Raw genomic sequence first — 18,728 nt, forward strand, 5'->3', positions numbered from 1 at the left:
GTTGTCAGCGCGCACCCACCGGGGTGTAGGCGTTGCTGTGCTCTGCCAGCCAGCGTGCCGACAAGTCGGTGCCGTGCTGGCTGGGGTGAAAGTCGGGGCGCAGGTACTCGCGCCAGGGGCGCCAGGTCTCGCGCACCAGACCGCCCTTGCCGAACAGCGTGCGTGCGGCGCTGGTCCACGTGCTCCATTTCCACAGCGAGCCATCGCGGCGCAGGTTCAGCACCGTCTGGCGCAGCACATCGCCGAGGAACACCACCGTGATGCGACGGAACCAGGTGATGCGCCACTCGTGGTTGCCGCCCAGGGCCTGGTAAAGGTCGAAGGCCGTGTTCTTGTGCTCGGACTCTTCGGCACAGTGCCATTGCCACATCGTGGCCAGGCGCGGCTCGGCGCCCTGCAGTACCTCGGGGTGGGCGAGCAGCCATTCGGCGAGCAGGGCGGTGAAGTGCTCGTTGGCAGCGGTCACAGCCAGCGGATGGCGTGGGTCGGCGCCCGCAAACAGCTTCATGCGCTCTTGCGCACGCGGGGCCCATTCATTGGCGAGGCCCTGCTGGTCGAGGTGGCCGTTGAACAGCGCGTGGATGCGGCGGTGTGTGGCCTCCTGCCCGATGAAGCCACGCACTTCGTCGGCAAACTGGGCCTGCCTGTCGGGGGGCAGGGCCTTGTGGCCGTCACGCACGGCGTCGATAAAGAACTGCTCGCCCACCGGGAAGCTCATCGACAGCGCGTTGAACAGCGCAGAGCGAAACGCGTCGCCACCACACCAGTGGCGCGCAAACGGCGTCTCCAGGTCGATCAGCAGGCGGCGGACAACGAGTTCGGTCATGAAGAGGGCTCCTGGCGCAAGGGGGCCGCGCGGTGGTGCGTGGATTTGGTACTTTGCAGTACCGGTGGATTTGTATGATGCAGATCAACTATGGTACTGTCAAGTACCTCGTCGAATTTTCTGCATTGCGATCAGCCTCCATGAGTGACGTCACCGCCCCAATTGCTGCGCCCGCTGCACCCGCTGCGGGCACCGAACACCGCGCCCGCCTGCTGGAGGGCATGGCACGCGCCGTGGCCGCCAAGGGCTATGCCGACACCACCATTGCCGACATCGTGCGCGAAGCCAGCGTGTCGCGCCGCACCTTTTATGAAAATTTTGCCGACAAGGCCGAGTGCCTGACCGCGCTGTACGAGGCGGCCAGTGGCAACGCGATTGCGGTGCTGCGCTCTGCCATCGATCCGCACAGCGACTGGGAAGCCCAGGTGGAGCAGGCCATGGCAGCCTACTTTGGCGTGTTGGCACGCAACCCCGTGCTGCTGCGCACCTTGTTCATCGACATCCTGGGCCTGGGCCCCACGGGGCTGGCCGCGCGCCGCCGCGCCAACCAGCAACTGGCCGACCTGATGCTGGACGTGGTGAACAACCGCGCGGGTGAGCGCAAACGCAAGACGCCCCTGCAGCCCATGATGGCCATGGCGGTGGTGGGGGGCATCAACGAGATGGTGCTGCACTCCATCGAGCAGGACCGGGCCGGGCAGCTGCAAGAGCTGGTGGAGCCCGCGGCAACTTTGTTGCGGGCGGCGATCTCGGCCGAGTTCTGATCGTTGTGTGGGAGACCGTACTGCGATCGGTGCAGCCAGCGCCTCACACCTCGTTGGCAATCTCGATCAGGTTGTCGTCCGGGTCGTAAATGTAGACCGAGCGCAGCCGGTGGCGGGCGCCCGTTGCGCCCACTGGGCCTTGCACGATGGGGACGCCTTCGGCCTGCAGGTGGGCGATGACGTCGTCGAGCGGCATCTGGGTGAGAAAGCACAGGTCGCCGGAGCCCGCCGTCGCGTGGCGCACATTGGGGTCCACCACCGTGCCCACTTCGTGCAGGTTGATCTTTTGCGCGCCGAAGTGCAGTGCGTACCGCTGGGGCTTGAACTCCCGGGCGGTCATGCCCAGCACACGCTCATAAAACGCAATGGTTTTGTCGATGCTGGCGACGGTGAGCACGACGTGGTCGATGGATTCCAGAACAATGGGCATGGTGTAGGGCGGGGGGATCAGGCGAGAGAAGTATGGCGCGCCAGTGTGGCGGGCTGCAGCCAGCGCTTGTTGGCCGTAAACACCACCGTGAGCAGCAGCCCGGCCAGCAGGGCCATGAACCAGTGCAGGGGCGATAGCGGCACAAACCTGAAAGCGTTGGCCAGCCACGGCACGGTGGTGATGGCCGTCAGCGCGGCCAGCGTGCCGCCCGCCACCCACAGGCTGACCGGGGTGAGTCCCGCCCACAGGCTGCGCCACACCGTCTGGCTGCTGCGGCTGGGCAGCATGAGCGCGGCGTTGGCGGCCACCAGCACCACAAACGCGGCCGTGCTGGCGGTGGCGGCATGTGCGGGCTGGCGCAGCAGCCAGGCATACAGGCCCACCACGGCAGCGGTCACCACGCTGCCCTGCAGCACGCTCAGCAGGATGTGGCGGGCGGACAGCAGGGGTTCGTCGGCCGCGCGCGGCGGCTGCTGCATGAGGTCGGCAGCGCCTTCTTCGGCCTCGAACACGATGGAGCAGGCCGGGTCGATGACCAGCTCCAGAAACGCGATGTGCAGCGGCGCCAGCACCAGCGGCAGCCCGAACAGCACCGGCAGCAGCGCCAGCCCAATGATGGGCACGTGCACCGCCAGCGTGTAGACCATGGCCTGGCGCAGATTGGCAAAGGTCTGCCGCCCCCGGTGAATCGCCAGCACGATGGCTGCAAAGTCGTCGTGCAGCAACACCAGGGCGGCAGCCTCGCGCGCCACATCGGTGCCGCGCTGGCCCATGGCGATGCCGATGTGTGCCGCCTTGAGGGCGGGGGCGTCGTTCACACCATCGCCCGTCATGGCCACCACCTCGCCCTGGGCCTTGAGGGCTTCGACCAGCGCCAGCTTCTGGTGTGGCTTGATGCGCGCAAACACGCTGACCTGCCGGACCTGGTCGGCCAGCACCTGCGGCGGCATGTGGACCAACTCGTCGCCGGTGATCACGCGGTCGTTGGCGATGCCTGCCTGGGCGGCAATGGCGCGCGCGGTGCGGGGGTGGTCGCCGGTGATCATCACTACGCGAATGCCCGCCTGGCGGCACTGCGCTACGGCCTGGGGCACCTCGGGGCGCAGCGGGTCGGCCAGGGCCACCAGGCCCAGCCATTCAAAGTCAAAGTCGTGCTGGGCTTCGGGCCAGGTGTCTTGCGTGTGGTGCCGGGCCTTGGCCACGCCCAGCACGCGCAGGCCCCGGTCGGCCAGGCGTGCGGCCTGGGCGCTGACGGCGGCGCGCTCGGCGTCGGGCAGATGGCAAAGGTCGGCCACGGCTTCGGGCGCGCCCTTGGTGGCCACCGTGTCGTGTGCCGAGGTGCCGTCGCGCCACAGGTGGCTCATGGCCAGCAGTTGGGGCGATAGCTCGTACTCGCGCGCCAGTGACCATGCGGGGTGCAGGTGCTCGGTGTCCACCAGGTGGTCGGCCGCCATGCGGTGAAAGGCCTGCTCCATGGGGTCGTGCGGCTCGATCTCGCTGGCCAGCACGGCGTATTCGAGCAGCTCGTGGAAGGCATCGGGCAGCGCGCTGCCATCCGCTGCGGCGGGCAGGTTCTGCACATCCAGCTCCTGCCCCGCAATGCAGAGCGCCGCCACGGCCATGCGGTTCTGCGTCAGGGTGCCGGTCTTGTCCACGCACAGCACGGTGGTTTGCCCCAGCGTCTCAATGGCATTGAGCCGCCGCGTGAGCACCTGTTGCGCCGCCAGCCTCCGCGCGGCCAGAGCCAGGAAGATGATCATGATCACGGGCAGCTCTTGCGGCAGCACCCCCATTGCCAGTGTGATGCCCGCCAGCACGGCCTGCAGCCAGTCGCCCCGCAGCGCCCAGAACAGGGCCACCAGCAGCGCGCACAGCGACAGGCCAATGACCACCAGCTTGCGCGTGAGCCGCGCCATTTCCTCGCGCAGCGGCGAGGCCTGCAGGGCAATGGTGTCGAGCGACTGGCCGATGCGCCCCAGCTCCGTGTGGCGGCCCACGGCGGACACCTGCAGCAGGCCCTGGCCGCTGACCACCAGCGTGCCTGCAAACACCTTGTCTGCCGGTTGTTTGGCCACGGGCTCAGATTCGCCGGTCAGCATCGATTCGTTGGCGGCCAGCTCGTGGGCTTGCAGCAGTGTGCCGTCGGCGGGGATGCGGTCGCCCTCGGCAATCATCAGCAGGTCTTCGCGCACCACGTCGCGGCCTGCAATGCGCACCAGGGTGCCGCCGCGCAACGCCAGCGCGCGGGGGCTGGAGAGGTCGCGCAGGGCGTTCAGCGCGTTGTCGGTGCGGCGCTCCTGCAGCACCGTGATCGCCATGATGATCACCACAAAGCCCAGCAGGATCAGCGCCTCGTGCGCGTCGCCCATGGCGAGGTAGATGGCACCTGCGCCCAGCAACAGCAGGAACATGGGCTCGGTGACCACATCCCAGGCCATGTCGCGCAGCGTGCGGCGCTGGCTGATGCCCAGTTCGTTGGGGCCTTCTTCACGCAGGCGTTGGGCGGCCAGTGCCGGGTCGAGGCCAGTGGGGGAGTCGGTAGTGGGCATGTGGGGCGTGACGCTGCGTTGCAAGGAGGGTCGCAGCGGTGTAACAGTTATACCGCGCGCTGGTGTCAGCAGCCCTGAGGGAGCGCAGTGCGCCGCATCCCATCCGCCTTCATGACACCTCGCACATCACAAAGTCGGCCTTGCCGACATTGCATTCGGGGCAGCGCCAGTCGTCGGGCACGTTGGCCCAGAGGGTGCCGGGCGCGATACCGTGGTCGGGCACGCCGGCAGCCTCGTCGTAGATCCAGCCGCAAACGGCACACATGTAGATTTTCATGGCGTGGTTCCTTCTGTTTGGGGCTGTGCGTCAGTCGTCATCGTGGTGCCGTTGGCGTTCGGTCGATGTGCCGTTGGCAACCCAGCCGCTGGGCGACTGCTGCCACTGCCAGGCGCCAAAGGCCAGGGTTGCGATCAGCAGCAGGGCGGCGAGCCAGGTGCGGTTCTTGGGGACCAGGTCGGGTCCCTTGCCCTCCACCCGGCCGGTGAGCATGGGCAGGGCCTGGTTCTTGCGGCGCAGCACGCTCAAGCCTGCAATCAGCGCAATGTGGGCCAGCACCACAAACAGCAGGGCGTTGCCGAAGAACTCATGCACTTCTTCCATCGCTTCTCCCATCCAGTTGCCACCCAGCGCAGCGCCCCAGTCGTTGTACGTGGCATATCCGCTGAGGGTGAGGGGCACCACCAGCGCCAGCAGCAACACGATGGCCAGCGCCACCAGCAGGTTCTGGCCCTGGCGCCAGTTGATTTGCGTGACCGATGGGGCCTGGGGCAGGGAGCGCAGCCATGCGGGCGCCCCCGCCAGCTTGCGCCACAGCAGGCCCAGGCCCGAGGTGCGCGGCCCGAAGATGCCGTACAGCAGCCGAAAGCCCAGCAGCCCCGCCATGGTGTAGCCCAGCGTGACGTGCAGCAGCCGCCAGTGTTCCCCGTCGGCCGTGGCGTAGGCCCCGGCAAAGCACAGTGCAAACAGCCAGTGGAACATGCGCGTGGGCGCATCGGTCACCCGGCGACTGGGAGCCCTGGCGGGGGCGGGTTGCGCCGAGGCATCGACGGGATGGAGGGTAGGTGTGTTGTTCATCGTGTTTTCCTTGATGGGGCGCAGTTCAGATTCACCGCTCTCAGTCGTTCCAGGCGCGGCGTGAGCGGGCATCCAGCCCCGCCGGCATGCGCAGGTTGTGTTCGTCAAACTGCCCCTTGTCCGCGCCCGTGTGGCAGGCTGCACAGTTGGCAGCGCTTTTCACGCTGGCGAGCTTCCAGGTGGTGGGTTCGATCTTTCGGTGCTTGCGTTCAAACCAGGCCGAGCGGGTGATACGGTCCTCGGGTGGCTCCTCGTTCACCCGCTTGTAGGTGCCTGCGTGGGCCTGCAGCCACTGGTTGAGTTGGCGTACGGTGGCGGCGTCCAGCGATGCGTCGGTGCTGTAGTGCCTGTCCAGGCCCGTCATCACGCGGTTCCAGGATGCTGCGGGCAGCAGGCCGGGCGGGTAGGCGGTGTGGCAAGCGGCGCATTCCTGTGTGTAGGCACTGGGCATGTTGCGGGGCATGGCGCGCCCGCTGTCTGCATGGGCGCTGGAGAGTGACAGCAGGGTCAGTGCGCACACAGCGGCGGCCAGGGCTGCAGGGCGTAATTGGGCTGGTTTTTGCATGGTGTCGGTCTCAGGGCTTGAGGGCATTGAGGTAGGCCAGCACGTCGGCTTTTTCCACTGCTGTGCATTCACGGCTCAGCACGTCGTTGCAGTTGCGGCGGAACCACTTGTTCACCTTGGCGGTGTCGGTAAATGCCTTGGGGTTGAAGGCCGGAGCCAGGGGCGCAATCGACTTGCCGGTGCTGGCGTGTTTGCCCTGTGCGGTGGGCGGTGTGCCGTGGCAGGATGCGCAAGACCATTCGCCACCATGGCGTGCGTTGAAGAACACCTTGCCTTTGTCGGCATTGCCTGGGCTGCCGGCCTGTGCGCTCCAGTGGGCGAGCTGCTGGGCAGCGGTGGTGTCAGCGGCGTGGCTGATGCTGGTGGCTGCAAGTGCACAGAGCGCGGCCAGAGTCAGGGTGCGAAGGGAAGTCATGCTGTGGTCCTTGTGGGTTTCATCGCTTGTGCAGCCATTGTTGAAATCCCCGCCTGAACGGCGTGTGAAAGGGCTGTTCATCGGCCGTTCAGATATCGCGCAGGACAATGCGCCCATGCCTTTCTCCTTCCACGCTGCTTGTGCGGGCCGCCATGTCCGGTGCATGTGCTTGGCGGCGTGTGTGCTGTGGGCTGCCGCGCTGGCCGTGCCGTCCGCGTGGGGCAGCGGCAAGGAAGACCACGACCGCGCCCGGCAGGCCGTGCAGGCGGGCCAGGTGCTACCACTGCCCGTCGTGCTGGAACGTCTGCAGCGCGAGGTGCCTGGTCAGGTGCTGGAAGTGGAGCTGGAGCAGGAGCGCGAGCGCTGGATCTACGAGATCAAGCTGCTGACGCCTGCCGGGCAGTTGACCAAGGTCAAGCTCGATGCGCGCACGGCGGAGGTGCTGCGTGTGCGATCCCGAGAATCGCGCGAAGATCAGCAGCGAAGCCGTGACAATCGCTAACACCCTTCCGACCGCGACACCTCCATGCGCATCCTGCTGGTAGAAGACGACACCCTGCTGCGCGCCCAGTTGCGCAATGCCCTGCACGGCGCGGGCTACACGGTGGACGAGGCAGACAACGGGCGCGACGCGCAGTTTCTGGGCGACACCGAGGCAGTGGATGCCGTGGTGCTGGACCTGGGCCTGCCGGTGGTGGACGGGCTCACGGTGCTCAAGCGGTGGCGGGCCGAGGGGCGCAACATGCCGGTGCTGATCCTCACCGCGCGCGACAACTGGCACGAAAAAGTCGCAGGCATCGATGCCGGTGCCGACGACTACCTGACCAAGCCCTTTCACCTTGAAGAACTGCTGGCGCGCCTTCGCGCACTCATCCGCCGCGCCAGCGGGCAAGCGTCGGCCGTGCTGCAGTGTGGAGACTGGTCGCTGGACACACGCAGTGGCCGCGTGACCTGTGCGGGCCAGCCGGTGACGTTGACAGCGCATGAGTACAAGGTGCTCGACTACCTCATGCACCGGCCTGGCGTGCTGGTGTCACGCGCGGAGCTGACCGAACACATCTATGCGCAGGACTTTGATCGGGACTCCAACACCATCGAGGTCTTTGTGGGGCGCTTGCGCAAGAAGATGTTGCCTCCTGCGGCTTCGTCGGCTGCCCTGGCGGATTCGGCACGTATCGAAACCGTGCGTGGCATGGGCTACCGCCTGGTGCCGCCATGAGCGCGCAAGCTGTGCCACCTGCGCCTGCCGTGCACTGGTCCCGGTCGTTGCGGGTGCGGCTGCTGGCCGTCACGCTGGCGGGGGCGGCCGTAGCCATGGCGCTGGCTGGGCTGGTGCTGAGCGGATTGTTCCGCGAGCATGTGCAGCAGCAGTTTCAGGCTGCACTGCAGCTGCAGCTGGACCAGATCACGGCGCGCCTGGAGTTTGACGCCCAAGGGCAGCCGGTGATTGCTGCCGAGGCGCTGTCCGACCCCCGCTGGCTCAAGCCCTACTCCGGCCTGTATTGGCAGGTGGACGCCATGGCGCCCGACGGGCGGGAGCGGGCTGGGGTGTTGCGCTCGCGCTCGTTGTGGGACACCAGCCTGGCGCTACAGGTGGATGCGTTGGCCGATGGCACCGTGCATGTGCACGAGATGACAGGCCCGCAGGGCGCGCCTTTGCTGGTGCTGGAGCGCACGGTGCGCGCCGAGGGCGTGCATGCAGCGCGCTGGCGCTTGATTGTGGCCGCCGACCTGCAGGCCACCCAGGCAGCCACGGCCCGGTTCACTGGCGTGCTGGGGCTGTCGCTGGCGGTGTTGCTATTGCTGCTGGTCGCCGCCGCCTGGGCGCAGGTGGCGGTGGGGCTTAAGCCCCTGCAGGCGCTACAGCGCGCGGTGCAGGATGTGCAAGAAGCGCGGGCTTCGCAGTTGCAAGGCAGCTTCCCTGCGGAAGTGCAGCCGCTGGTCGACGACTTTAACGCCGTGCTGCGCCGGCATGGCGAGGTGGTGGAGCGGGCACGCACCCAGGCGGGCAACCTGGCCCATGCGCTCAAGACGCCCCTCACGGTGCTGGAGAACGCGGCCCGCACACAACCGTCCACTGATGGCCCGGAGCTGGCGGCGCTGGTGCGAGAGCAGGTGGTGGTGGCCCGCAGGCACATCGACTGGCACCTGGCGCGGTCGCGGGTGGCGGCATCTGCGCGCTTGCCCGGGCAGCGCACGCCGCTGCAGCCGGTAGTGGATGGGCTGGTGCGCGTGATGAACAAAGTGCATGCGGACCGGTTGGTCGATATCAGTGTCGAGCCGTCAGCAGTGCCGCTTTTCTTTGCGGGCGAGGCGCAGGACCTGCAGGAAATGCTGGGCAACCTGCTGGACAACGCCTGCAAGTGGGCGCAGGCTGCGGTGCGGCTGCAGATGCAACTGCTGCCCGCAGGATCGGGCACTGCGCAGCCCCAACTGGTGGTTGCGGTGGAAGACGACGGCCCCGGCATTGATGCCGCGCAACGTGATCAGGCGCTGGAACGCGGCGTGCGCCTGGATGAAACCGTGCCCGGCACGGGACTGGGCTTGGCCATCGTGCAGGACCTGGCAGCTTTGTATGGGGGGCGGCTGGATCTGGAGCCCGCAGGCCTTGGCGGCTTGCGGGCGACGCTCACCCTGCCTGCTGCGAGCGCTCACTGAGCCGCAGCGGCTGCTCGACACGCCAAAAAAGGTCCTGCTGGGCGGGGCGCCTAGAGAAAAACCGCCAAAGCGGAAACCCATTAAAAAAGCCCGCCAAAGCGGGCTAAGGCCCTGACAAATTCCCCTGAATTCTGCAAAGCCTTGGAGTGATGGAGACAGGGTATCACCGTCTGCCGTGTTTGACCACTTTTGTTGTGCAAGCGGCCTTCAGTGCCTGCTTTCCACGCTGTTTTGCATGGCTGTCTGAGCGACGGCGTCCAGGGCGTTGTCCACCACGGTGTGCTCGGCCAGCACCTGCATCGCTCCCTGTTGCAGCAGCCGGTCCAGCAGCCGCAGGGTCATCGATTGGGTGCGGCCAGCGGCGCTGGTAAAGAGGAACAGGTTGCCGTGCGAGCCGATCCAGGACAGCTGTGTGCGCTCCCACTGGCCCGCCACCTGCAGATTGACCCAGGTGCCCACCGTGATGGTGGCGGCAGGCAGCGGCAGGGGCGCAGCGCTGCTGGGGGCAGCCTCGGGGGCCGTGTCTGCGCCCTCGCTCTCGGGCGATTGCGAGATATCGATGTAGCCGGACTCCCTCGCTTCGGAGGGCGCAACCCAGGGGTCGTCGTCATCAAGGGGCGCCGGTTGCTGCGGCTCTGCCGGGGGCGTTGCAAAAGTCGCTGCGGCTGCAGGGGCTGGCGCAGCCACCCGGGGCCCGGGTTTGAAGGCCTGCTGGTGCAGTTGCATCAGCAGCTCAAAAACAGCCTCCGTGCGGTCTGTAGGGTAGTCGATGGACGCCAGACCTTCGCGCAATTTGGCCAGCAGCTTGGGCAGCAGGCGAGCCAGCTGGCCCGTGTTGGCGCGCGTCAGTTCGGGCTGTACGCTCCAGATCAGCGCGTCCACCAGTTCCTGGTAGCGGCCCGGGTCGGTCGTGCCTGATTTGTCCGAAAGACGCGCCTCCGCCATGACCTGGGCCCAAGCGCCCAGCAAAAAGCGCGAGATGGCGTCCGGCACCTTGCCGATGTCGGGCAGCAGCCAGATCTCGCGCGATATCTGTGCGGCCAGCAGATGGCGCTGCTCTGCGTGCTGCAGGGCCTCGATGGCGCGCAAGCGCTCCTGCTTGAGCGCCTGGTCCTTCTCGGCCCATTTGGTGTGCAGTTGCTGCAGCACTTGTTCAAAGTCATCAGCGCTGTCGATGGTGGCGGTGGCCAGCGGGCCTGCGATGTGCATGAGCGAGCGCATGAAGCTCTGAAAACCAGGGGCTTCGGGGCTGTTGAAGGCCTGGCTGCGGTCGGTGATGTCCTGCAGCAGGCGGCGCGCGGCATGCTCCTTGTGGCTGAAAAAGCGAGGGTCGGCCAATGCCAGCTGCATCAGCGCAGGCTCCAGCGCGCGGATGAACTGTTGCACCGGCCACAGCAGCCGGGTGTCGCGCGCGATGTTGTCCACCATCAGCGCCACCACCTCCATGCTCAAGGCCTGGCCCAGGCCCTGCGCCTGTGCCCGCTGCGCGGCAGCAGGGCTGCCGTCTGCATCGTTGCCGGCTGGCGCGCGTGGCGTACCCAGGCGCTCCATCATCTGGCCGACCTGGTTCATCTCTTGCAGCGCCTCAAACGCTGCGGGCACCGTCATCGCGAAATCCGTGGCCGGTGGGTCGATCTGCGGCAAGCCTTGTGACGGGTGTTCAAACTCCCGGTCAAACCGGGCTGCGAAAGATTCCTGGGGGTTGTCGCCGCTGGCGTGCATGTCCGCAGGGGCGGGTGCGTCATTGAACTCGCCCAGCAGCAGGCGGCGCAGGCGGTCCAGCGTCAGCAACGGGTCGCCCGTGCTGGTGGACGACACGTACAAGTCGTTGTCGGCTGCAAAACCGGGGGACGCCTCGGCGTCGGCCGGCGCCACATAGACCACTTCGCCCGTGGCCTGCCGCATGGCGTAGCCCACAGGCTTCACACCACTTTGCTTGAGCTGGTCGATTTGCGCGAGGTACAGGCTGCGCAGCTCGGCGCCCAATGCCTGTGCCATCAGCCCCACCCAGTCGTGGCGCACCTGGGGTGTGACCTGCATTTGCGACACCACGGACTGCAGAGCCTGCAAGAACACGTCGGGGCGCAGCGGGTTGTGCTCCGGCTGCACCCGGGACAGCCCCTGGGCCGCGCACACCAACGCGTCCAGGTCCGCCAGCGGACCTTCCACTGCAGAGATCAGTACCTGACGGGCACGTGCGCGCTCCACGCTGTCGTTGATCTGCGCCTCGTCCATCAGTTCGAGGTCGTCAAAGTGCACGGTGAACAGTGACCGCGTGGGCTTGTCGTCGCCCTGTGCCGTGTCCTGGTCCAGCGCCTTGCGCAGTGCGTCGGGGTAGCGATCTGCCATCACCGATGCCAGCCGCACCAGTTGCTGCCGTGCCTCCTGCATCGCATGGTGCTCGCCGGGGGTGCGGGCACTGTCCAGGCGCGCTTGCAGGGACACGCGCGTGGCCTCAATGACGCGCTCCACCACAGGCCGGGCCTGGGCCAGCGCGATCTGGACGATGCGCTGCTGGGGCGCAGCGGGGCTGTCGGTCGGGGCCGGGGCGGGCAGGGTGGTGTGTGTCAAGGCCATCTTCAGTGGAACGCGATACCAGTGGCTGCTGCAGTGGATGCGATGTTACGCGTCAAAAAGGGGCCAGAGGCCCCTTTTTGACGATGGTGGGACGGTTTTACCCGCCGTGGAACTTGACCACCAGCGGCACGATGAGCAGTGCCACGATGTTGATGATCTTGATCAGCGGGTTGATGGCCGGGCCGGCCGTGTCCTTGTAGGGGTCGCCCACGGTGTCACCGGTCACGGCGGCCTTGTGCGCCTCGCTGCCCTTGCCGCCGTGGTGGCCGTCTTCGATGTACTTCTTGGCGTTGTCCCACGCGCCACCGCCCGTGCACATGCTGATTGCGACAAACAGACCTGTGACGATGGTGCCCATGAGCAAGCCGCCCAGCGCCTTGGGCCCCAGCAGCAGGCCCACCACAATGGGAACCACCACCGGCAGCAGGCTGGGGATCACCATTTCCTTGATGGCGGCGGTGGTCAGCATGTCCACGGCCTTGCCGTATTCGGGCTTGCCCGTGCCGTCCATGATGCCCTTGATGGTGCTGAACTGGCGGCGCACCTCCACCACCACAGCGCCTGCGGCCCGGCCCACAGCCTCCATGGCCATGGCGCCGAACAGGTACGGAATCAGCCCGCCGATGAACAGGCCCACGATGACCAGCGGGTCCGACAGATCAAAGGTGATGGCCTTGCCGTAGCTCTCCAGCTTGTGGGTGTAGTCGGCAAACAGCACCAGTGCAGCCAGGCCGGCGGAGCCGATGGCGTAGCCCTTGGTCACGGCCTTGGTGGTGTTGCCCACGGCGTCCAGCGGGTCGGTGATGTCGCGCACACTGCTGGGCAGCTCGGCCATTTCGGCAATGCCACCCGCGTTGTCGGTGATGGGACCATACGCATCCAGCGCCACCACAATGCCCGCCATGCTCAGCATCGACGTGGCTGCCACCGCAATGCCGTACAGGCCAGCCAGGCCGTAGGACACGATGATGGCCGTGCACACAAACACCACGGGCCAGGCCGTGGAACGCATCGAAACGCCCAGGCCCGCAATGATGTTGGTGCCGTGGCCGGTGGTGGACGCCTGGGCAATGTGCTGCACGGGCGAGTACTGCGTGCCGGTGTAGAACTCGGTGATCCAGACCAGCGCGGCCGTCAGCACGAGGCCGGTGGCGCAGGCGCCAAACAGCCGCAGCTGGGTGCCCGTGGCCGTGACCGCATTGTCCGGCATGATCCACAGCGTGACGAAGTAGAAAGCGATGAGCGACAGCACGCCCGCTATCGCCAGACCCTTGTACAGCGCGGGCATCACGTTCTTCATGCCGGGCGTTGCCTTGACGAAGAAGCAGCCAATGATGGACGCGACGATGGACACCGCACCCAGCGCCAGCGGGTACACCACCGCATTGACCTGGGCCGTGGCCACCATCAGGGCGCCCAGCACCATGGTGGCGATCAGTGTCACCGCGTAGGTCTCGAACAGGTCGGCCGCCATGCCCGCGCAGTCGCCCACGTTGTCGCCCACGTTGTCGGCAATCACGGCAGGGTTGCGCGGGTCGTCCTCAGGGATGCCAGCCTCCACCTTGCCCACCAGGTCGGCGCCCACGTCCGCGCCCTTGGTGAAGATGCCACCGCCCAGGCGCGCAAAGATCGAGATCAGCGACGAGCCGAACGCAAAGCCAATCAGCGGGTTGAGCAGCGTGGCCAGATGGGTGGTGGGCGTGTGGTTGCCGTTGCCCGCCAGGAACCAGTAAAAGCCCGTGACACCCAGCAGACCCAGCCCCACCACCAGCATGCCGGTGATGGCACCGCCACGAAACGCGACATCGAGCGCCGGGCCAATGCCTTGAGTGGCCGCCTGCGCGGTGCGCACATTGGCGCGCACCGAGACATTCATGCCGATGAAGCCGCAGGCGCCCGAGAGCACGGCGCCCACCACAAAGCCGACCGCCGTGGTGCCGTCCAGAAACACGCCGATGAGCACCGCCAGCACCACGCCCACGATGGCAATGGTCTTGTACTGGCGGGCCAGGTAGGCGGCGGCACCGGCCTGGATGGCGGCGGCAATCTCCTGCATGCGGGCGTTGCCCGGGTCTTTGGAAAGGATCCAGCCCCGGGCCCAGATGCCGTAGGCCACCGCGATGAGCCCGCAAACGAGGGCGAGGATGAGAGGGGATGTCAGTGCTGAACTTGCAGCCATTCAATTCTCCTTGGTGTGTTGCACGGAGGGGGACCAACGCATCGGTGGCTTCCCCGCTGCGTTGCTTCCTCGTGCTACCCATGCGTTTCGCGCAGGAGCCGATTGGCCAACAGGCCCAATTTACAGGCAAACGCCGGTTTGCAAGCGGGCAGAAAGGGGCGTGCGCCTAAAATCAGGGTTAATCCCGACGCTTCGTTGCGCTGCATCAGTGCCGAAGGCCTCGCGGGTTATCGTCAACAAACCACTATCCAACGACATGTCCCTCAACAACGTCCCCCCAGGCAAGAACGTTCCTGACAGCTTCAACGTCGTCATCGAGATTCCGATGAACGCCGATCCGATCAAGTACGAAGTGGACAAGGAATCGGGCGCCATTTTTGTGGACCGTTTCATGACCACCGCCATGCACTATCCCACCAACTACGGGTATGTGCCGCAGACGCTGTCGGGCGACGGCGACCCAGTCGATGTGCTGGTGATCACGCCTTACCCGCTGTTCCCCGGCGTGGTCGTGCCCTGCCGCCCCCTGGGCATCTTGATGATGGAAGACGAGGCCGGTGTGGATGGCAAGGTGATTGCTGTGCCCACGTCCAAGATCCTGCCCATGTATGACCACTGGAAGACCATCGACGATGTGAACGCCATGCGCCGCAACGCCATCGCCCACTTCTTTGAGCACTACAAGGACCTGGAAAAGGGCAAGTGGGTCAAGGTGCTGGGCTGGGAAGGCATCGACGCCGCCAAGAAGGAAATCACCGACGGCATCGACAGCTACAAGAAGTCGCAGGCCTGATAGGTCAGATAGGCCGGTAGCGCTGGTGCTGATTGCACCAGCTGCTATCAAAATATAAGCACGCCATCCGCCATGGATGGCGTGCTTTTTTGTGGACGGTGCCCCGGTGGGGTAGGGAAAAGCCGCGCAATGTGCGGTCAGGCCCGCTGATAGACTGCATTTGGTTACACACCTGGGGTGGTCCCGGTGTCACGAGGTACTTTGAGGTGATTCATGAAAATTTCTGATCTGCGCATCGGCGTGAAGCTGGCGGCGGGCTTCCTGGCGGTGGTGCTGTTGACCGCCTTGCTCGGCGCCATCGCGCTGGTGCAGATGTCCCGCATCCATGCCAACGCCGAGGAGATCGCTACCAACCTGCTGCCCAGCGTCACGCAAACGGGCGAGCTGCGGGTGCTGCTCAACCGCATGCGCCGTGCGGAGGCGGGCATGGTCACGGCGCGCAGCGCGGCCGAGGTCAAGGCGTTTGCCGAGCAGGTCGCGCAGCGCCACAAGGACCTGACCCGAGTTGAGGCGATCTACGAGCCGCTCATCGACATGCCCAAGGAGCGCGAGGTTTTCCAGGCCTACAAGGCGCGCAAGGCGGCCTATGTGGCGTTGCAGGACAAGCTGGCGGACATTGCCAAGGGCGTGGACTTCAGCACTGCCGAGACCATGGAACTCACGGCAGATGCGTTGAGCATGCTGTATGCGGGCGAATCGGAGTCAGCCTTTGTGGCCACCGCCGAGACCCTGGGCGAGCTGCAAAAGATCAATGCGGACGCTGCATTGCAGGCCAATGAGGAAGCGATGACAGTGTTCAATGCGGCACGCATCTGGGTGCTGGGCACCCTCGCCCTGTGCGTGGCGTTGGCGGCCGTACTGGGTGTGGCCATCACCCGCGCCGTTACGCGCCCCGCCCATCACGCCGTGTTGGCCGCCCGCGCGATTGCCGATGGCGACCTGGCGACCGAGGTGCCCCCCGGCGGCAAGGATGAAATGGGCCAGCTGCTGAATGCGCTGGGCGACATGCGGTCCAACCTGGCGCGTGTGGTGTCGGGCGTGCGCAGCAACGCCGAAGGCGTGGCCTCAGCGAGCGCCCAAATCGCCTCAGGCAACAACGACCTGAGCGCACGCACGGAACAGCAAGCCAGTGCGCTGGAAGAAACGGCAGCCTCGATGGAAGAACTGGGCTCCACCGTGCGCCAGAACGCCGACAACGCGCGCGCCGCCAACCAGCTGGCCGTGAGCGCCAGCACCGTGGCCGTGCAAGGCGGAGACGTGGTGGCCGAAGTGGTCGAGACCATGAAAGGCATCAACGCCAGCAGCAACAAGATCGCAGACATCATCAGCGTCATCGACGGCATCGCCTTCCAGACCAACATCCTGGCGCTCAACGCAGCCGTGGAAGCCGCCCGCGCCGGCGAGCAGGGCCGGGGCTTTGCTGTGGTGGCCGGAGAAGTACGAAACCTGGCAGGACGCAGCGCAGAAGCTGCCAAGGAAATCAAAGCCCTCATCACCGCCAGCGTGGAACGCGTGGAACAAGGCACCGCCCTGGTCGACAAGGCCGGAGCCACCATGACCGAAGTCGTCAGCGCCATCCGGCGAGTGACCGACATCATGGGAGAGATCAGCGCCGCCAGCAGCGAACAAAGCGCAGGTGTTGGCCAAGTGGGAGAAGCCGTCACCCAGATGGACCAGGCCACCCAGCAAAACGCCGCCCTGGTGGAAGAAATGGCCGCTGCTGCCAGCGCACTGAACGCCCAGGCCGGCGAACTGGTCAACGCCGTGGCCGTGTTCAAGCTCGACGCCAGCAGCACGAACAGCAGCTACAGCCAGAACCGCCACACGGCAGCCCCCGCCCGCACCCCCATGGCAGCGCCCAGCTACAAAGCCCCGGCCCGCAGCACCAGCCTGGGCAGCAGCGCCAAGAGCAGCAGCAGCAAACCCGCCAGCCTGGCGGCGCCCAAGGCCAGCAGCCCGGCAGCCTCAACTGCCGCCAAGCCCGCAGCGCCCAGCCCGGCCCCGGCACCCAAGGCTGCGGGAAGCGACGACGACTGGGAGAGCTTCTGACCAGGGCTGCGCAGGCCCCTGGGTGAAGAAATCGGGTCAAAACGGCTGCAAGCGCAGGTGGAAAATGCGCTGACAGCTATCAAAAACAAAGCAAGAAAGCACGCAGAGGGGGGCTACCTTCTGCGTGCTTTTTTTGTGGGCGAGCGCTTCGCGTCGGCGTAGTCGGATGCGCCGCCGCACCTGCCGGTCAGCGGTACGGGTTCGGGTACACCAGATGCAGCCCTGGCAGCTGGGGGCGCTGGAACGGCTGCCACACCACGCCTGGCCCGTGCGGCTGGCCCAGACGGTCGGCCACGGCCCACCAGGCACTGGGGTTCAGGCCGATGCCAAAGTGGCTGGCCACCACCTCGATGTTTTCGGTGTGGGGGTTGTGGTCGGCGGGCGCCTGGATGCTGCCGCGCCATGCCACCACGCCATCGGTGCGGGAGTAGATGCTGGTGGTGGGCACCGGGGGTGCTTCGGGCAGGTTGTAGTTCTCGGTTTCGCGCTCGATGCTGCGGCCGCTGGCGAACTGGTAAATGCGCCAGGCGTTGGTGGAGGTGTGGGGCCCGGCAAACGGGGTGCCCAGGGTCACCACGCAGCGCACCAGATCCGGCATTTCCTTGGCCAGCTCGCGGGCGTAGATGCCGCCCAGGCTCCAGCCCACCAGGCTCACCTTGTGGCCGCTGGCATCCACCGCTTGCTGCAGCTGGGCCTTGGCGTTCTCCAGCACGCCATCGCGCGGCCCCAGGTTCAGGCCCTGGCCCCAGCCCAGCGTGTTGTAGTTGCGCGATTCGAGGTAGCGACGCAGGGGCAGGGTGGTGGCGTCGCCAGCTGTCAGGCCCGGAAACACGATGACCGTGTGGCCATCGCCCAGTGGAGCGCGCTGCAGAACGGGCCATGCGGGCAGCACGGCGCCAAATTCCCAGGGGGCCCGCAGCTCCAGCGCCAGCAAGGGGAGGCTGGGCGGTGGCATGTGGTCAGGGGCGGCGGATTTGCGGTCGGAGAAGAGAGGCATCAAGTCGTCGTTCCAAAACGGGCGCCTGCCGGGCAAGGCAGGCGGGTCGTGCGACGGTAGCAGTTTTTGCGCACCAAGGCGGGGCGCGAAATGGAGCAAGCTCTCCAATTGCCCCCGCCCGAACCGGGGGAGTCCCCTTCGGATTGCGGGGGGGATTGCCCGCGAATGTCACATTTTGCAACCGTGCGCTGCTATGCTTTGGATAGCTTTTGCGTTCGTCGCGTTCTGGCGCTGTTCGCAACCCTCCCGTTCCAACCGCCTGAAAGCCCGCGCCATGACCGCTATTGCCGACGCCGCTGCGCCTGCCGCCACCCACTCTGCGCACCGCGCGCTGGCCCCAAGCCCTACCGCAGCCCCTCGTGAATTCCTGACCTTTCGCCTGGGTGCGGAGGAGTACGGCATTGACATCCTGCGCGTGCAGGAGATCCGCTCATACGAGAGACCCACGCGCCTGGCGCAATCGCCCGACTTCATCAAGGGCGTGATCGATCTGCGCGGCCGCATCGTGCCCATCCTGGATCTGCGGGTGAAGCTGCAATGCCCTGAAGCCAGCTACACCGACTTCACCGTGGTGATCATTCTGGACATCGGCTCTACCGTGATTGGCGCGGTGGTGGATGCGGTGGCCGATGTGGTCTCGCTCACTCCCGACCTCATCAAGCCCACGCCCCAGTTCGAGCGGCAGGGCCATGTAGACCCGGCCTTTGTCACTGGCATTGCCAGCCTGGGCGAGCGCATGCTGATCGTGATGGACATCGAGGCGCTGCTCAGCAGTGACGAAATTGGGCTGGTGAGATCGGCCGTGCACAGGTAATGTGCCACCCAACTGCAAAAGATCAACACAGAGGAGA

General features: G+C 66.3%; 17 protein-coding genes. 7 read left to right on the forward strand and 10 right to left on the reverse strand.

The window, feature by feature from the left end:
• Positions 1-4: 4 nt before the first annotated feature.
• Positions 5-826: a metal-dependent hydrolase gene (locus CLU87_RS06635; RefSeq protein WP_056743529.1), complete on the reverse strand. Its 822-nt coding sequence runs from the start codon at positions 824-826 to the stop codon at positions 5-7.
• Positions 827-966: 140 nt separating this feature from the next.
• Here CLU87_RS06635 and CLU87_RS06640 point away from each other — a divergent pair, with 140 nt between their 5' ends.
• Positions 967-1,590, forward strand: a complete 624-nt coding sequence (locus tag CLU87_RS06640; RefSeq protein ID WP_099732068.1) for a TetR/AcrR family transcriptional regulator — start codon at positions 967-969, stop codon at positions 1,588-1,590.
• 43 nt (positions 1,591-1,633) lie between these two features.
• Here CLU87_RS06640 and CLU87_RS06645 read toward each other — a convergent pair whose 3' ends face one another.
• From CLU87_RS06645 to CLU87_RS06670, 6 genes are all read right to left on the reverse strand, one after another.
• The gene (locus CLU87_RS06645; protein WP_056067315.1) at positions 1,634-2,020 is read right to left on the reverse strand and encodes a VOC family protein; all 387 of its coding nucleotides are present in this window, start codon (positions 2,018-2,020) and stop codon (positions 1,634-1,636) included.
• Positions 2,021-2,037: 17 nt separating this feature from the next.
• Positions 2,038-4,569 (reverse strand): cation-translocating P-type ATPase, encoded by a 2,532-nt coding sequence (locus CLU87_RS06650; RefSeq protein WP_099729926.1) that lies wholly within the window; start codon positions 4,567-4,569, stop codon positions 2,038-2,040.
• A gap of 109 nt (positions 4,570-4,678) precedes the next feature.
• On the reverse strand, positions 4,679-4,846 hold the full coding sequence (locus tag CLU87_RS06655; RefSeq protein ID WP_099729927.1) for a rubredoxin: 168 nt from the start codon (positions 4,844-4,846) through the stop codon (positions 4,679-4,681).
• Between the two features lie 30 nt (positions 4,847-4,876).
• The gene (locus CLU87_RS06660; protein WP_099729928.1) at positions 4,877-5,644 is read right to left on the reverse strand and encodes a cytochrome b/b6 domain-containing protein; all 768 of its coding nucleotides are present in this window, start codon (positions 5,642-5,644) and stop codon (positions 4,877-4,879) included.
• Positions 5,645-5,684: 40 nt separating this feature from the next.
• Positions 5,685-6,209, reverse strand: coding sequence for a diheme cytochrome c (locus tag CLU87_RS06665; protein ID WP_099732069.1), 525 nt, complete (start codon positions 6,207-6,209; stop codon positions 5,685-5,687).
• 10 nt (positions 6,210-6,219) lie between these two features.
• The gene (locus CLU87_RS06670; RefSeq protein ID WP_099732070.1) at positions 6,220-6,624 is read right to left on the reverse strand and encodes a DUF1924 domain-containing protein; all 405 of its coding nucleotides are present in this window, start codon (positions 6,622-6,624) and stop codon (positions 6,220-6,222) included.
• 115 nt (positions 6,625-6,739) lie between these two features.
• On the opposite strand from CLU87_RS06670, the gene CLU87_RS06675 reads away from it, so the two are divergent.
• From CLU87_RS06675 to CLU87_RS06685, 3 genes are read left to right on the forward strand one after another with little or no spacing between them, the layout of a single operon-like run.
• On the forward strand, positions 6,740-7,126 hold the full coding sequence (locus CLU87_RS06675) for a PepSY domain-containing protein (RefSeq protein WP_099732071.1): 387 nt from the start codon (positions 6,740-6,742) through the stop codon (positions 7,124-7,126).
• A 24-nt stretch (positions 7,127-7,150) separates the two neighbouring features.
• Positions 7,151-7,843 carry a response regulator transcription factor gene (locus tag CLU87_RS06680; RefSeq protein ID WP_099729929.1) on the forward strand — a complete coding sequence of 231 codons (693 nt, stop codon included), beginning with the start codon at positions 7,151-7,153 and terminating at the stop codon, positions 7,841-7,843.
• Positions 7,840-9,282: a sensor histidine kinase gene (locus CLU87_RS06685; protein ID WP_099729930.1), complete on the forward strand. Its 1,443-nt coding sequence runs from the start codon at positions 7,840-7,842 to the stop codon at positions 9,280-9,282. Before CLU87_RS06680 ends, CLU87_RS06685 begins: the two co-directional genes overlap by 4 nt.
• 207 nt (positions 9,283-9,489) lie before the next feature.
• On the opposite strand, the gene CLU87_RS06690 is transcribed toward CLU87_RS06685, so the two are convergent.
• Entirely contained in the window at positions 9,490-11,859 is a 2,370-nt protein-coding gene (locus CLU87_RS06690; protein WP_099729931.1) for a DUF1631 family protein, read from the reverse strand.
• A gap of 97 nt (positions 11,860-11,956) precedes the next feature.
• Positions 11,957-14,038: a sodium-translocating pyrophosphatase gene (locus CLU87_RS06695; protein WP_056067326.1), complete on the reverse strand. Its 2,082-nt coding sequence runs from the start codon at positions 14,036-14,038 to the stop codon at positions 11,957-11,959.
• A gap of 256 nt (positions 14,039-14,294) precedes the next feature.
• On the opposite strand from CLU87_RS06695, the gene ppa reads away from it, so the two are divergent.
• Entirely contained in the window at positions 14,295-14,831 is a 537-nt protein-coding gene (ppa, locus tag CLU87_RS06700) for an inorganic diphosphatase (RefSeq protein ID WP_056067328.1), read from the forward strand.
• A 213-nt stretch (positions 14,832-15,044) separates the two neighbouring features.
• Complete coding sequence (locus CLU87_RS06705) at positions 15,045-16,880, forward strand: methyl-accepting chemotaxis protein (RefSeq protein ID WP_099729932.1); 1,836 nt, start codon at positions 15,045-15,047, stop codon at positions 16,878-16,880.
• 187 nt (positions 16,881-17,067) lie between these two features.
• On the opposite strand, the gene CLU87_RS06710 is transcribed toward CLU87_RS06705, so the two are convergent.
• The gene (locus CLU87_RS06710; protein ID WP_099729933.1) at positions 17,068-17,877 is read right to left on the reverse strand and encodes an alpha/beta fold hydrolase; all 810 of its coding nucleotides are present in this window, start codon (positions 17,875-17,877) and stop codon (positions 17,068-17,070) included.
• Positions 17,878-18,151: 274 nt separating this feature from the next.
• Here CLU87_RS06710 and CLU87_RS06715 point away from each other — a divergent pair, with 274 nt between their 5' ends.
• Positions 18,152-18,691, forward strand: a complete 540-nt coding sequence (locus CLU87_RS06715; protein ID WP_056067332.1) for a chemotaxis protein CheW — start codon at positions 18,152-18,154, stop codon at positions 18,689-18,691.
• Positions 18,692-18,728 lie beyond the last annotated feature (37 nt).

Origin of the sequence: Acidovorax sp. 59 (assembly GCF_002754175.1) — a bacterium.
GTDB classification, from domain to species: Bacteria; Pseudomonadota; Gammaproteobacteria; order Burkholderiales; family Burkholderiaceae_C; genus Acidovorax; species Acidovorax delafieldii.

Coding starts and splice junctions, on each gene's coding strand:
- CLU87_RS06635 (WP_056743529.1), bottom strand. CDS start 826: ATGACCGAACTCGTTGTCCGCCGCCTGCTGATCGACCTGGAGACGCCG.
- CLU87_RS06640 (WP_099732068.1), top strand. CDS start 967: ATGAGTGACGTCACCGCCCCAATTGCTGCGCCCGCTGCACCCGCTGCG.
- CLU87_RS06645 (WP_056067315.1), bottom strand. CDS start 2,020: ATGCCCATTGTTCTGGAATCCATCGACCACGTCGTGCTCACCGTCGCC.
- CLU87_RS06650 (WP_099729926.1), bottom strand. CDS start 4,569: ATGCCCACTACCGACTCCCCCACTGGCCTCGACCCGGCACTGGCCGCC.
- CLU87_RS06655 (WP_099729927.1), bottom strand. CDS start 4,846: ATGAAAATCTACATGTGTGCCGTTTGCGGCTGGATCTACGACGAGGCT.
- CLU87_RS06660 (WP_099729928.1), bottom strand. CDS start 5,644: ATGAACAACACACCTACCCTCCATCCCGTCGATGCCTCGGCGCAACCC.
- CLU87_RS06665 (WP_099732069.1), bottom strand. CDS start 6,209: ATGCAAAAACCAGCCCAATTACGCCCTGCAGCCCTGGCCGCCGCTGTG.
- CLU87_RS06670 (WP_099732070.1), bottom strand. CDS start 6,624: ATGACTTCCCTTCGCACCCTGACTCTGGCCGCGCTCTGTGCACTTGCA.
- CLU87_RS06675 (WP_099732071.1), top strand. CDS start 6,740: ATGCCTTTCTCCTTCCACGCTGCTTGTGCGGGCCGCCATGTCCGGTGC.
- CLU87_RS06680 (WP_099729929.1), top strand. CDS start 7,151: ATGCGCATCCTGCTGGTAGAAGACGACACCCTGCTGCGCGCCCAGTTG.
- CLU87_RS06685 (WP_099729930.1), top strand. CDS start 7,840: ATGAGCGCGCAAGCTGTGCCACCTGCGCCTGCCGTGCACTGGTCCCGG.
- CLU87_RS06690 (WP_099729931.1), bottom strand. CDS start 11,859: ATGGCCTTGACACACACCACCCTGCCCGCCCCGGCCCCGACCGACAGC.
- CLU87_RS06695 (WP_056067326.1), bottom strand. CDS start 14,038: ATGGCTGCAAGTTCAGCACTGACATCCCCTCTCATCCTCGCCCTCGTT.
- ppa (WP_056067328.1), top strand. CDS start 14,295: ATGTCCCTCAACAACGTCCCCCCAGGCAAGAACGTTCCTGACAGCTTC.
- CLU87_RS06705 (WP_099729932.1), top strand. CDS start 15,045: ATGAAAATTTCTGATCTGCGCATCGGCGTGAAGCTGGCGGCGGGCTTC.
- CLU87_RS06710 (WP_099729933.1), bottom strand. CDS start 17,877: ATGCCTCTCTTCTCCGACCGCAAATCCGCCGCCCCTGACCACATGCCA.
- CLU87_RS06715 (WP_056067332.1), top strand. CDS start 18,152: ATGACCGCTATTGCCGACGCCGCTGCGCCTGCCGCCACCCACTCTGCG.